At 71.4% G+C, this 12837-nt stretch carries 16 protein-coding genes; all 16 read left to right on the top strand.

What is annotated here, in order from left to right; genetic code table 11:
- Nucleotides 1-2 precede the first annotated feature (2 nt).
- The 16 genes from ABS52_12270 to ABS52_12345 all read left to right on the top strand — a co-directional run bounded on the left by ABS52_12270 (nucleotide 3) and on the right by ABS52_12345 (nucleotide 12758).
- Nucleotides 3-1025, top strand: coding sequence for a phosphoribosylformylglycinamidine cyclo-ligase (locus ABS52_12270; protein ODT02820.1), 1023 nt, complete (start codon nucleotides 3-5; stop codon nucleotides 1023-1025).
- 35 nt (nucleotides 1026-1060) lie between these two features.
- Nucleotides 1061-2080 carry a hypothetical protein gene (locus ABS52_12275; GenBank protein ID ODT02780.1) on the top strand — a complete coding sequence of 340 codons (1020 nt, stop codon included), beginning with the start codon at nucleotides 1061-1063 and terminating at the stop codon, nucleotides 2078-2080.
- Nucleotides 2081-2083: 3 nt separating this feature from the next.
- Nucleotides 2084-3214 carry a riboflavin biosynthesis protein RibD gene (locus ABS52_12280; GenBank protein ODT02781.1) on the top strand — a complete coding sequence of 377 codons (1131 nt, stop codon included), beginning with the start codon at nucleotides 2084-2086 and terminating at the stop codon, nucleotides 3212-3214.
- Nucleotides 3214-3822 carry a riboflavin synthase subunit alpha gene (locus tag ABS52_12285; GenBank protein ODT02782.1) on the top strand — a complete coding sequence of 203 codons (609 nt, stop codon included), beginning with the start codon at nucleotides 3214-3216 and terminating at the stop codon, nucleotides 3820-3822. The genes ABS52_12280 and ABS52_12285 overlap by 1 nt, the downstream gene beginning before the upstream one ends.
- Nucleotides 3823-3887: 65 nt before the next feature.
- Nucleotides 3888-5096 (top strand): bifunctional 3,4-dihydroxy-2-butanone 4-phosphate synthase/GTP cyclohydrolase II, encoded by a 1209-nt coding sequence (locus ABS52_12290; protein ID ODT02783.1) that lies wholly within the window; start codon nucleotides 3888-3890, stop codon nucleotides 5094-5096.
- A complete protein-coding gene (locus tag ABS52_12295; protein ODT02784.1) occupies nucleotides 5096-5575 on the top strand; it encodes a 6,7-dimethyl-8-ribityllumazine synthase in 480 nt (159 codons plus the stop codon). Before ABS52_12290 ends, ABS52_12295 begins: the two co-directional genes overlap by 1 nt.
- A 34-nt stretch (nucleotides 5576-5609) precedes the next feature.
- The gene (locus ABS52_12300) at nucleotides 5610-6005 is read left to right on the top strand and encodes a transcription antitermination factor NusB (GenBank protein ID ODT02785.1); all 396 of its coding nucleotides are present in this window, start codon (nucleotides 5610-5612) and stop codon (nucleotides 6003-6005) included.
- Nucleotides 6006-7115, top strand: coding sequence for a hypothetical protein (locus ABS52_12305; protein ODT02786.1), 1110 nt, complete (start codon nucleotides 6006-6008; stop codon nucleotides 7113-7115).
- 2 nt (nucleotides 7116-7117) lie between these two features.
- Nucleotides 7118-7429 carry a hypothetical protein gene (locus tag ABS52_12310; GenBank protein ODT02787.1) on the top strand — a complete coding sequence of 104 codons (312 nt, stop codon included), beginning with the start codon at nucleotides 7118-7120 and terminating at the stop codon, nucleotides 7427-7429.
- Nucleotides 7426-8400 (top strand): HPr(Ser) kinase/phosphatase, encoded by a 975-nt coding sequence (locus ABS52_12315; protein ID ODT02788.1) that lies wholly within the window; start codon nucleotides 7426-7428, stop codon nucleotides 8398-8400. Before ABS52_12310 ends, ABS52_12315 begins: the two co-directional genes overlap by 4 nt.
- Nucleotides 8401-8413: 13 nt before the next feature.
- The gene (locus tag ABS52_12320) at nucleotides 8414-8803 is read left to right on the top strand and encodes a hypothetical protein (protein ODT02789.1); all 390 of its coding nucleotides are present in this window, start codon (nucleotides 8414-8416) and stop codon (nucleotides 8801-8803) included.
- Nucleotides 8763-9284: a hypothetical protein gene (locus ABS52_12325; GenBank protein ID ODT02790.1), complete on the top strand. Its 522-nt coding sequence runs from the start codon at nucleotides 8763-8765 to the stop codon at nucleotides 9282-9284. The genes ABS52_12320 and ABS52_12325 overlap by 41 nt, the downstream gene beginning before the upstream one ends.
- Nucleotides 9281-9967: a hypothetical protein gene (locus ABS52_12330; protein ODT02791.1), complete on the top strand. Its 687-nt coding sequence runs from the start codon at nucleotides 9281-9283 to the stop codon at nucleotides 9965-9967. Before ABS52_12325 ends, ABS52_12330 begins: the two co-directional genes overlap by 4 nt.
- Complete coding sequence (locus tag ABS52_12335; GenBank protein ODT02792.1) at nucleotides 9964-10722, top strand: hypothetical protein; 759 nt, start codon at nucleotides 9964-9966, stop codon at nucleotides 10720-10722. The genes ABS52_12330 and ABS52_12335 overlap by 4 nt, the downstream gene beginning before the upstream one ends.
- Nucleotides 10722-10988, top strand: a complete 267-nt coding sequence (locus ABS52_12340) for a PTS sugar transporter subunit IIA (GenBank protein ODT02793.1) — start codon at nucleotides 10722-10724, stop codon at nucleotides 10986-10988. The genes ABS52_12335 and ABS52_12340 overlap by 1 nt, the downstream gene beginning before the upstream one ends.
- Before the next feature lie 6 nt (nucleotides 10989-10994).
- Nucleotides 10995-12758, top strand: coding sequence for a phosphoenolpyruvate--protein phosphotransferase (locus ABS52_12345; GenBank protein ODT02794.1), 1764 nt, complete (start codon nucleotides 10995-10997; stop codon nucleotides 12756-12758).
- The last annotated feature ends 79 nt before the right edge of the window (nucleotides 12759-12837 follow it).

Consider the following 12837-nt stretch of genomic DNA (forward strand, 5'->3'; position numbering starts at 1 on the left):
GGATGAGCTATCGCTCGGCCGGGGTCGACATCGACGCCGCCGACGACGCCAAGACCCGCATCGGCAAGCTCGTCGAGTCCACCCGCACCGCCGGCTGCATCGGCGCGTTCGGGTCGTTCGGGGGGATGTTCCGCGCGCCCACCAGTGGCAGCCCGATCCTCGTCGCCAGCGCCGACGGCGTCGGGACCAAGATCAAGGTGGCCATCGACTCCGGCCGCCACGACACGGTGGGGCACTGCCTCGTCAACCACTGCGTCAACGACATCCTCGCCCAGGGAGCGACGCCGCTCTTCTTCCTCGACTACGTGGCCTTCGGCGCCCTCGAGCCGGCGGTGGTCGAGGCGGTCGTCGCCGGGGTCGCCGCCGGGTGCCGCGAGAACCAGTGCGCCCTGATCGGCGGCGAAACCGCCGAAATGCCCGGGCTCTACACGCCGCCGGACTACGACCTCGCGGGCTTCATCGTGGGCACGGTCCAGGAGGGAGCCACGTTGGGCGCGGAGCGCGTGCGGGCGGGCGACGTCCTCGTCGGCTTCGAGAGCTCGGGGCTGCACACCAACGGCTATTCGCTCGCCCGGCGCATCGTCAGCGACCGGTTGCGGCTGTCGGTGGGCGACCCGTTCCCGGGCGAGGACGGGGCGACGGTCGCCGACGTCCTGCTGCGCGTCCATCGCTCCTACCTCGCCGCGGTGCGCCCCGTCCTGGGGCGCGTCCGTGCGCTGGCGCACATCACCGGGGGCGGGCTCCCCGGCAACCTGAACCGGGCACTCCCGCCCACGCTCGACGCCATCGTCGATCCCTCCTCGTGGGAGATCCCGAACGTCTTCCGGGTGCTGGAGGAGGCGGGCGGCGTGGCGCGCGACGAGATGTTCCGCGCCTTCAACATGGGGGTGGGGATGGTCGTCGTTGCCGACGCGGCCGACGTGTCGTCGGTGCTGCAGGCGGCGGCCGAAGCGGGAGTGCGCGCCTGGCGCCTGGGGCACGTGGCCCCGGGCACCGGCCAGGTGCAACTCCGGGCGGCGCGATAGGCAACCGGCCGCCTCACGCAACGGAGCGATTCGACATGGGGCGCAGCAGATTCACCCGATGGCAGCTGGCAGCCGGGGCCCTCGCCCTGGCGCTCTCCGTCGTATCCGGCGACGCGCGGGCGCAGGGGGGAACCATCGACCCCCAATGCATGGGCGGGGGAACCGCGGGGCTCGTCACCCGCGACGCCTGCCAGAAGGCGATCGACCTGTTCCAGTTCGTGGCCCCGCAGCTGGCGGGGACCCTCGTCGGAGGGAGCGCCGTCCAGGGCGAGCACTCCACACTGCGCGGACTGGGGCACTTCTCCGTGGGCCTTCGCGCGAACGCCGTCCGGGCCAGGCTCCCGCAGGTCGACCAGCACACGCCGTCGGTCACCGGCGCCGTCGCGAGCGACTACGCCGTCGACGAGCGGTGGATCGCGGCCCCCGTCCTGGATGCGGCCATCGGGATCTTCCGCGGGATCCCCTTCGCCGGGACGCACGCGCTGGGGCTGGACGCCCTCGTCAACCTCTCGTACATCCCCGAGGTCGACCGGGGCGACTTCTCCGTCAGGCTCCCCGACGGTTCGCTGAAGCTCGGCTTCGGCGGGCGTCTCGGGCTCCTGCGCGAGACCTTCCTCACCCCCGGCGTCTCGTTCACCTGGCTGCAGCGCGACCTTCCGACCGTCGACGTCACGGGGCGCGCCGGCGGCGACGAGCTCGACGTGCGCGACGTGCGCGTCTCGACCACCGCCTGGCGGCTCGTGGGCGGCAAGAGCTTCTCGGTCTTCGGGATCGCTTTCGGGGGCGGGCAGGATCGCTACGACACCGAGGCGAGCGCCCAGGTCACGATCAACCACCTCGGTCCCAGCGTGAGCTCGGGGGTGATCTCGGCGCGGCAGGAACTGACCAGGACCAACTTCTTCGGCAGCCTCTCGCTCAACCTCGCCCTGCTGCGGGTCGTTGCGGAAGCCGGGCGCTCGAGCGGGGGGACGATCGCCACCTACAACACCTTCAGCGGCCACGACCCGGCCGCCGCGCAGACCTACGGCTCGTTGGGGCTGCGCTTCACCTGGTGACGCATGGGACGGCGCACGAAGGACGGGGAGGGCGCAGACGGCGCCGCCGACGTGCGCTTCATGCGGCGGGCCCTTGCGCTCGCCGAGCGGGGATGGGGACAGGTCTCGCCCAACCCCCTCGTCGGCGCCGTCGTGGTGCGTGACGGGAAGGTCGTGGGCGAAGGGTACCACGCTGCCTTCGGGCGCGACCATGCGGAGGTGGTGGCGTTAGGCAGGGCGGGGAACCAGGCGCGGGGGAGCACGGTCTTCGTCACCCTCGAGCCCTGCACCCACCACGGCAAGACGCCGCCATGTACCGACGCCCTGCTCGCCGCCGGGGTACGGCGCGTGGTGGTCGCCGTGCGCGATCCGCACCCCGTGGCCGCGGGGGGGGTCGAGCTGCTGCGGGAACGGGGGGTCACCGTCGACGTCGGCACCTGCGAGGCGGAGGGGCGCGAGCTGAACGCCCCCTTCCTGCACGCCGTGACCAGCCCTCGTCCGTGGGTGACGCTCAAGCTCGCGATCTCCGTGGACGGGGCCATCGCCGATCACACGCGCCGTCAGGGGTGGCTCACCGGCGCCGAGGCGCGCGCCGAAGTGCATCGCCTGCGCGCGAGCCACGATGCCCTGGGAGTCGGGATGGGGACGGTCCTCGCCGACGATCCCGCCCTCACCGTCCGCGACGCCCGGGCCCCGCGCGTCCCCCCGCTTCGCGTCGTTTTTTCGCGCACCGGGCGCCTCCCCGTCACGAGCGCGCTGGCGACCACCGCCCGCGACGTCCCCGTCGTCGTGGTGGCGCGGGAGACCGATCCCGCGTACGAGGCGACGCTCAACGAGATGGGGGTCGAGGTGGTCACCACGTCGACGCTGGACGACGCCCTGCGCGCCCTGCGGATGCGTGGCGTGCACTCGATCATGGTCGAGGGGGGGGCGAGGCTGGCCGGCGCGCTGCTATTCGAAGGATTCGTCGATCGGCTGGTCGTCTTCACCGCTCCGGTCGTGCTCGGCGCGGGCGCGCTCAACGCCTTCCTGCTCGCCCCGGCGCAGCGCGCCGAGTCGGCGCCGCGCATGCGGGTCGTGCGGCGCGAGAGCTTCGGCGACGACCTCATGACCGTCTATGCGCTCGACCAGGGTCGCGCGCGGGAGAGCACGTGATGTTCACCGGTCTCGTGGACGACGTGGGAACCATCACCGCGGTCGAGGAGAACGAGGCGGGGCGCGAGTTCCGAATCGCCTGTCGCTACCAGGACCTCGTTCCGGGCGAGAGCATTGCCTGCCAGGGGGCGTGCCTGACGGTTCGTGAATGCGGCGACGGCTGGTTCACGGTGGCCGCCGTGGTCACGACGCTGGGCCGCACGTCGATCGGCGATTGGGGGGTCGGACGCCGCCTCAACCTCGAGCGCTCGCTGCGCGCGGGCGACCGGCTGGGGGGGCACATGGTGCAGGGGCACGTGGATGGCGTCGGCGAGGTCGTCGCGGCGGCACGACAGGGCGACGCATGGCTCATCGACATCGCGGTCCCGCCCGAGATCGCGGAACTCCTCGTCCCGCACGGTTCGGTGTGCGTGGACGGGGTGAGCCTGACCGTGAACTCGCTCCCCCGTCAGGGGGTTCTTCAGGTGTCGATCGTCGAATACACGCTTCGCCACACGACGCTGGGCGAGCTGACCACCGGTGACCGGGTGCACCTGGAGGGGGACGTGGTGGGGAAGTACGTGCGATCGCTGGTCACCCCCTACCTCCCGGGCGGCCCGCGCCGGTAATCCCCGTGTCCGGCGGGCGGCGGGCGTCGTTTTGGCCTTGCCCCTCAACGGGTTACGTTTCCTCCATGGCATTCGGAACTGTTCAGCAGGCAATCGAGGACATCCGCAGCGGCAAGTTCGTCGTGGTCGCGGACGATGAGGACCGTGAGAACGAGGGCGACCTCGTCTGCGCGGCGGAGTTCGTCACGCCCGAGATGGTCAACTTCATGCTGCGCGTGAAGGGGATGATCTGCGTCGCCCTCCCGCCGGAGCGCGTTGCCCAGCTCGGGCTCGCGATGCAGGCGCGCGAGAACACGGAGTCGATGAAGACCGCCTTCACCGTCTCCATCGACGGTGCCCCGCGCTACGGGGTGTCGACCGGTATCTCGGCATCCGATCGGGCGACGACGATCCGCATCGCGGCCGACCCGACCAAGGGAGCCGACGACATCCGCACGCCTGGACACGTGCACCCGCTGCGCGGGCGTCACGGCGGGGTGCTGCAACGGGTGGGGCACACCGAGGCGGCGATCGACCTCTGCCGCCTGGCGGGGGTGCAGCCGGCCGGCGTGATCTGCGAGATCCTGAACGACGCCGGGCGGACGATGAAGCGCGACGAGCTGGACGTCTTCGCGCTGGAGCACGGGTTGACGTTCATCACGGTCGCCGACCTGGTGGCCCACCGCCTCACGAACGAGCGGCTGGTGCATCGCGAGGCGGAGGCCCGGCTCCCGAACGACCTGGGGGGCGACGGGTGGCGCATCGTGGGCTACCGCAACGACGTCGACGAGCGCGAGCACGTGGCGTTGGTGTACGGCGACCTGGGGAACGGCGAGGACGTCCTCGTGCGCATGCACTCGAAGTGCCTGACGGGCGACGTCTTCCACTCGCGGCGGTGCGACTGCGGCTGGCAGCTGCACAAGGCGATGGAGATGATCGCGGCCGAGGGGCGCGGCGTGGTCGTGTACCTGGACCAGGAGGGGCGTGGCATCGGGCTCCTCAACAAGCTCCGGGCCTACGAGCTGCAGGACCAGGGGCACGACACGGTCGAGGCGAACGAGAAGCTCGGCTTCAAGTCCGACCTCAGGAACTACGGCGTCGGGGCGCAGATCCTCCTCGACCTCGGGCTCAAGTCGATCCGTGTCATGACGAACAATCCCACGAAGCTGGTGGGGCTCAAGGGATACGGCCTCGAGATCGTCGACCGCGTGCGCATCGCCGCCCCGAGCAACGAGGAGAACGCGTCGTACCTCGAGACGAAGCGGACCAAGATGGGACACCTGCTCAACACCTGATGCCCGAATACACCGGCTCGCCCCATGGGGCAGGGCGCCGCATCGCGATCGTCGTCGCGCGCTTCAACGAGACCATCACCCAGCGGCTCCTCGACGGGGCGCTCGATGCGCTCACCCGCCATGGCGTGGCGTTCGACGATGTCGACGTGCTCTGGGTCCCGGGGGCGTGGGAGGTCCCCTTCGCGGCGCGCCGTGCGCTGGGGAGCGACCGCTACGACGCGCTCGTCGCCCTGGGCGCGGTGATCCGCGGCGACACCCCGCACTTCGACTTCGTGGCCGGCGAGTGCGCCCGTGGCCTGTCGCAGGCGTGCGCCGACCTGGACTTCCCGATCGCCTTTGGCGTCCTGACGTGCGACACGATGGAGCAGGCGGAGGCGCGGGCCGGCGGCGCCCACGGCAACAAGGGGTGGGACGCGGCGCTTGCCGCACTCGAGATGGCGGACCTGTTCGGACGACTCGATGCCGCTGACGAAGCGTGAGCAGCGGCAGCGCCGCCGGGCGCGCGCTCGGGCGGTGCAGGCCATGTACGCCTGGGACGTGGCCCACGCCGGCTCGATTGCCGGGGTCACCCAGCGCGTCTGGGACGACATGGCGTTAGGCGCGGCGGAGCGGGCCTTCGCCGAGCCGCTCATCCGGACGATCGAGCTCCACGGCGACGACATCGACGCGCAGCTGGCCGACCTCACCACCAACTGGCGCCTCGAGCGCATCGGCGCCATCGAGCGTGCAGTGCTGCGCGTGGGGGCGGCCGAGCTCATGTGGGGCGGGAGCGAACGCCGCGAGTACACCCCGCCGCGCGTGGCCATGCAGGAGGCGGTCCTCCTCGCCGAGCGCTTCGGGAGCCCGGAGAGCGCGCGGTTCGTCAACGGCGTCCTCGACGCGCTGGCGCGGAAGCTCGGGAGGATCTAGTTGCGGCTCCTGCTCGTCAACTGGCAGGACCGGGAGAATCCCCAGGCGGGTGGCGCCGAGATCCACCTGCACGAGATCTTTGGGCGCCTTGCCGGGCGCGGGCACCAGGTCACGCTCCTCTGCGGCGGGTGGCCCGGCTGTCCGCCACGCGCCACGCTCGACGGGATCGAGGTGATCCGGGTGGGGACGCGCTACACCTTCCCTTTCCTGGCCCGCGGCGCGTACCGCCGCACGCTGCAGCCCCGCGGCTTCGACGTGATCGTCGAGGACATCAACAAGGTCCCGCTCTACACCCCGCGCTGGGGGCACACGCCGGTCGTCGGGCTCGTCCCGCACCTGTTCGGCGGGACGGCGTTCCAGGAGCTCCCGGCCCCCGTCGCGGCCGTCGTCTGGCTGGCCGAGCGCCCCATCCCCCGCGTGTATCGCGACGTCCCGTTCGAGGTCATAAGCCAGAGCACGGCCGACGACCTCGTGGTGCGCGGCATCGCGCGCCACCGGGTCGAGGTGATCTACTGCGGAATCGACGCCAGCGCGTACACGCCGCGGCCCGGGACGCGCTCGCCCGATCCGCTCTTCGCCTACGTGGGGCGGCTCAAGCGGTATAAGCGAGTCGACCTCATCATTCAGGGATTCGCCCGACTCGGCCATCCCCGTGCGCGTCTCGAGATTGCGGGAGCGGGCGACCACCGGGAGGCACTGGAGCGGCTCGCCCGGTCGCTTGACCTTGGCGATCGGGTGCGGTTTCTTGGGCGCATCGGCGAGGACGAGAAGGTGGCCCTGATGCGGCGGGCGTGGGCGCTCGCGTTCACCTCGCCGAAGGAAGGGTGGGGCATCACGAACCTCGAGGCGGCGGCGTGCGGCACGCCGGTGGTCGCCTCGAACTCTCCGGGGATTCGCGAATCGGTGCGGGACGGCGAGACGGGATTCCTGGTCCCCCACGGCGACGTGGAGGCCCTTGCCGCCGCCATGTCACGACTGGTGGCGGCGCCGGAGCTGGTCGAGAGGCTGGGCGCGGCTGGACGCCGTTTTGCGGAGCTCTTCACGTGGGAGCGCTCGGCGCGCGAGACCGAGGCGCACCTCATGCGCATACTGGAACAGACGGGAGGTTAGTCGTGGACGTCGTGTTTCAAGCACACAACGCGGTCATCTCCGATCGCATGAAGGACCGAGCCACCCGCGCGGTGCGGAAGATCGCCCAGCGCCTCGATCGCGTGGTCGATGTGACCGTGCGCTTCCACCAGGACGGCCCGGTGCGCCGGGTGGAGCTTCGGCTGAACGCGCCGGGGCGTCGCGACCTGGTGTCGGCCGGGGAGGCACGCTACTACGGGCCGGCGCTGAACATCGCCATCGCCCACCTCGAGTCCCAGGTGGGACGCGAGCGCCAGAGCCCCAAGGAGAGGGGGCGTCGGCTCGCCCGCGTGTGAACCGGACCGTCACCGTCGGGCGCCTCTTCGAACGCCTCAAGGACGCGCTGCAGCTGGAGCAGCTCGGCGGCTCCTTCGGGCACGAACGCGATGTTCCCAATCCGGACCTGTCGAGTCCGGGGCTGGCCATCGCGGGCTTCGTCGCGCGCTTCATGCACGAGCGGCCGCAGGTCTTCGGCGAGACCGAGATGACGTATCTCAACTCGCTCGCCGAGGGCGACCGCCGTCGACAGCTGGAGCTCTTCTTTTCCTTCTCGATTCCCTGCGTCTTCGTGACCAAGGGGCTGGAACTGGCGGCGCCGATGCTCGACATCGCCATCGCGACCGGCGTTCCCGTCTTCCGTTCCTCGCTCAAGACCAACGAGTTCTATCGTCGCGCCAAGCCGCTGGTGGAGGACATGTTCGCCCCGACGGCGACCCTGCACGGGTCGCTGGCCGACGTGTACGGCGTGGGGGTCCTCTTCACGGGGGCGAGCGGGATCGGGAAGTCGGAATGCGTCCTCGACCTCGTGGAGCGCGGGCACCGCCTGGTGGCCGACGACGTGGTGGTGGCGCGGCGGCGCGGCAACGACATCCTCATCGGGAGCGGGCACCACCTGCAGCGGCATTTCATGGAGATCCGCGGCGTCGGGCTCATCGACGTCCCGTCGATCTTCGGGATCCGCTCCGTGCGCCAGCAGAAGCGCATCGAGGTGGTGGTGCAGCTGATGGAATGGACCGAGGATGCCGTGGTGGAGCGCACGGGGCTCGAGGGCGAGCTGACCAGCATCCTCGGGGTCGAGCTCCCGCTGATCACCGTGTACCTGAATCCGGGCAAGAACATCACCGTCATCGCCGAGGTGATCGCCATGAACCACCTGTTGCGCTACGCGGGGGTCCACCCGGCGGAGACGTTCAACCAGCGCCTGATGGGCCACATGCAGCAGAAGGCGGCCGACGTGCGGCGCTACCTCATCCAGGACGATGAGTAGCCGCCGGGCGATCGTGGCCGGGCACGGGGACTTCGCCGCCGGGATGGTCTCGGCGGTGGTGCAGATCACCGGCCGGGACGACGTGTTCGTGGCGATGACGGCGCGCGGGTTGAGCGCGCAGGACGTCGAGCGGGGGATGCGCACGGCGGCGACGGAGGGGGTGTCGGTGATCTTCACCGACCTGCCGGCCGGGAGCTGCACGATGGCTGCCCGCCGGCTGCAACGCGACCGGCCGCAGCTGCAAGTCGTGACCGGCGCCAACCTGGCGGCGCTCCTCGACTTCGTCTTCAGCGAGGCCCCCGATGCCGCGGCCGCCGCAGCCGAGGCGGTGGAGAAGGGGCGCCAGTCGCTGATGGTGGCCGGTGGCGGGCCTGGCGGCCGGGGAGGCTCGCGTGGCGCTTGAGCTCTATCGCATCGACGACCGCCTGATCCACGGGCAGGTGGTGGTCGGGTGGGGGCAACCCCTCGACCTGCGCTTCATCGTGCTGGTCGACGAGGAGGTCGCGGCGAGCGACTGGGAGCAGGAGCTCTATCGCATGGGCGTCCCGCCGGAAATGGACGTCTACTTCGAGTCGGTCGAGAGCGCGGGGACGCGGCTCGCCGCGTACCAGCGCGACCCGCGCCCGGGGCTCCTCCTGACCGGCGACATCGAGACAATGGCCCGCCTGGTCGAGTCGACGGGAACGATCCCGACCGTGAACCTCGGCGGGATCCACCACAAGGCCGGACGGGTGCAACGCCTGCGGTACATCTTCCTCTCGCCCGCGGAGGAGGCGGCGCTGCGCGCCCTGCAGGCGCGTGGCGTCGCCGTCTCGGCGCAGGACGTCCCCGCCGCGCGCCCGCTCCCCCTCGAGGAGGTGCTGGCCGGGGAGGGCAACCGATGAACGTCGTCGAGATCGGGGTCGTGTCGCTCCTCGGGGCGGTGCTCGGGCTCGACGTGGTGAGCTTTCCGCAGGCCATGCTGTCGCGCCCGCTCGTCGCCGCGACCCTCACCGGCGCGCTGATGGGCGAGCCCGAGCGCGGGTTGATGCTGGGGGCGTTCCTCGAGTGCTTCGCCCTGGAATCCCTCCCGGTCGGCGCGTCGCGCTACCCGGAGTGGGGGTCGTCGTCGGTGGTCGGGGGGACGCTCGCCTCGCTCCCGGGGGCCTCGGGGGCGGGGGCGTTGCTCCTGGCGGTCATCGTGACCCTCACCTGGGCGTGGGTCGGCGGCTGGTCCATGGTGCAGCTGCGGCGGCTCAACGCGGCGTGGGCACGGACGCGCCACGAGGCCGTCGCGCACGGCTCGCGCCGGACCATCGTCGGCCTCCAGTTGTACGGCATGACCGCCGACCTGGCGCGCGGCGCGGTGATGACGGCCATCGGGATCACCATCGGCGCCCCGCTGATGCGCCTCGCGATCCCGCTCTGGTCCGTCTCGGATGCGCGCACCCTCGCCGTCCTCATGGCGCTTGGGGGGATCGTCGCCATGAGCGCGATTCACAAGGTGTTCCACACCGTCCCCGGCGCCCGCTGGTTCCTCCTGGGTGGCCTGGCCATCGGCACGCTCCTGCTCGGGGAGGCGCGATGACGGCGACCGTGACCCTCCCGGTGCGGACGCGGGTGGCGATGTTCTTCCGAATGCTCGCCATCCAGGGCGCGTGGAATTACGAGACGCTGGTCGGGAACGGGATCGGCTTCTGCATGGAGCCGGCGCTGCGGCAGCTCCCGGGGGGGCGCGAGGGTGAGGCGTACCGTGCCGCGCTGGCGCGGCAGGCGCAGTACTTCAACGCGCACCCGTACATGGCGGCCGTGGCGGTGGGGGCGCTGGCCCGCGCCGAGCTGGAGGGGGTGGAACCGGCCCGCATCGAGCGCTTCCGCACGGCGATGTGCGGCCCGCTCGGGAGCGTCGGCGACCGGCTGGTGTGGGCGTCGTGGCTCCCGCTCTGCGCCCTCGTGGCGCTCCTCGCCTTCGCCCTCGGCGCCGGTGCCGCCGCCAGCGTCCTCACCTTCCTCATCGCGTACAACGCCGGACACGTCGCCCTTCGCATCTGGGGGATGAACGTGGGGTGGCGCGAGGGGCTCCGGGTCGCGAGCGCCCTGGCGAACCCGGTGTTGCGGCATGGTCCGGTGCACATCGCGCGGGCCGGCGCCCTGGTCGCGGGCGTCACCCTTCCGTTGCTCGTCGAGCGGCTCGTGGGCGGCGGCCGCGCGGCCCAGGGGGAGGTCCTGGCGGCGGTGCTGGTCGGTGGCTTCCTCGTCACGCGGCGCCAGGGACGGGTCGAAGCCTGGAAGTGGTCGTTAGGCGTGCTCGCTCTCTTCGCCCTCTACTCGGTGCTCCGGTAATGGTCGAACGTTCCGTCGAGGTCGTCAACAAGAACGGCATCCACGCGCGCCCCGCCGCCGAGATCGTGAAGACGGCGGGGAAGTTCAGGAGCCACATCACCCTGGCCCGGGAAGAGCTCGAGGTGAATGGCAAGAGCATCATGGGGGTGATGATGCTGGCCGCCGAGTGCGGCTCGCAGGTGCAACTGCGCGCCGAGGGCCCCGATGCGCAGGAGGCGGTCGAGGCGCTCGCCTCCCTCATCTCCAGCAAGTTCGGCGAGCGCTGACGCCCCATGGATCGCGCCATCGTCGGCATCTCCGCCTCCCCGGGCATCGTCCTCGGCCCCGTCCACCTGCTGCGGTGGGAGGTGCCGGACGTCCCGCACCGGATCATTCCCGACGAGGACGTCGAGCGCGAGATCGCCCGCTACCTCGACGCCATCGCCCGCGCCAAGGTGCGCCTCCAGTCGGTGCGCGAGCGCGCGGAGCGGCATGCCGGTCCCGAGGAAGCGGCGATCTTCGAGGTCCAGATCGCCATCCTGGGCGACGCGGAGCTGCACGTGCGCGTCGAGTCGTACGTCCGGCAGAACCTCTGCGCCGAGAAGGCGTTCGACCTGGTCCTCCTCGAGTGGCGCCAGCAGTTCGCGAAGGCGCCCAGCCCCCTCATGCGCGAGCGCGTCAGCGACCTCACCGACGTGCACATCCGCGTCCTCTCGGTCCTCCTCGGGCTGCCCGATCACGACCCGGTGGACGTTCCCAAGGGGGCCAACGCGATCCTGGTGACGCACGACCTGACGCCGAGCCTCACGGTGCAGCTCGATCGCGAGGCCATCGCCGGGATCGCCACCGACTCGGGGACGCGGACCTCCCACGTCGCGATCCTCGCCCGCTCGTTAGGCCTCCCGGCGGTGGTCGGGCTCCGCGAGGCCACCACGCGCCTCAAGGGCGACGAGTACGTGGTGCTCGATGGCTCCAGCGGCATCCTCGTGGTCAACCCGAGCGCCGCCGAGATCGACACCTTCCGCAACCGGGCGGTGGCCGAGGCGCTGACCGAGGCCGAGCTGATGAAGGCCGCCGACCAGGAGGCGATCACCACCGACGGCGTCCGCATCACCATCCGCGCCAACGTCGACCTCCCCGACGAGGCAGAGCAGGCGGCGCACTCCGGGGCCGACGGGGTCGGCTTGATGCGCACCGAGTTCCTCGTCGTCGGGCGCGCCACCATGCCCGACGAGGAGGAACAGTACCGCGCCTACCGTCGTGTCGTCGAGGCCTTCGGCGGGCGCCCGGTCGTCATTCGCACCTTCGACGTCGGCGGCGACAAGCTCCCCGTGGGCGGCTTCCCCACCGAGCCCAACCCCTTCCTCGGATGGCGGGCCATCCGCATGTGCCTCGACGAGCCCGAGATCTTCAAGGTGCAGCTGCGCGCCCTCCTGCGCGCCGCCCTCCACGGCGACGTGCGCATCATGCTCCCCCTCATCATCTCGGTCGACGAGGTGCGCGAGGCGCGCCGCCTCCTCGCCGAGTGTGCGCAGGAGCTGGAGGCCCGGGGGTGCCCGTTCCAGCGGGCCGTCCCCCTCGGCATCATGGTCGAGACGCCGGCCGCGGTCGTCGGAGCCGATGCCTATGTCGAGGACGTCGCGTTCTTCTCCATCGGCACCAACGACCTGGTGCAGTACACCCTCGCCGTCGATCGCGGCAACGCCAACCTCGCCGGCCGCTTCACCCCGTTGCATCCGTCGGTCCTGCGCCTCATTCGGCGCACGGTGGACGTGGGGGAGCAGCACGGGCTCGACGTCTCGGTGTGCGGCGAGATGGCCTCGCAACCCCTGATGGCCTTCGCCCTCATCGGCCTCGGGCTCCGCTCCCTGAGCGTGAACCCGCGCAGCGTCCCCCTCGTCAAGCGCATCGTCCGCGGCCTGAGCACCTCCTTTGCCGCCGAAGCCGCGGGTGCCGCCATGCAGGCGCGCACCGCCGTCGAGGCGGAGCGACAGCTCAAGTACCGTCTGCTCGCCGCCTTCGGCGACGCCCCGTTCCTGCGCGACGGCGTGCTGTAGGACCGCGCGCGGCCGTCCGTTGCCGCGCTCCCGCGCCCTCGGTTATCGTTGAGCATCCTGGTCGCCGGCCGTCGCCCGA

This window comes from Gemmatimonadetes bacterium SCN 70-22 (assembly GCA_001724275.1).
Classification (GTDB): Bacteria; Gemmatimonadota; Gemmatimonadetes; order Gemmatimonadales; family Gemmatimonadaceae; genus SCN-70-22.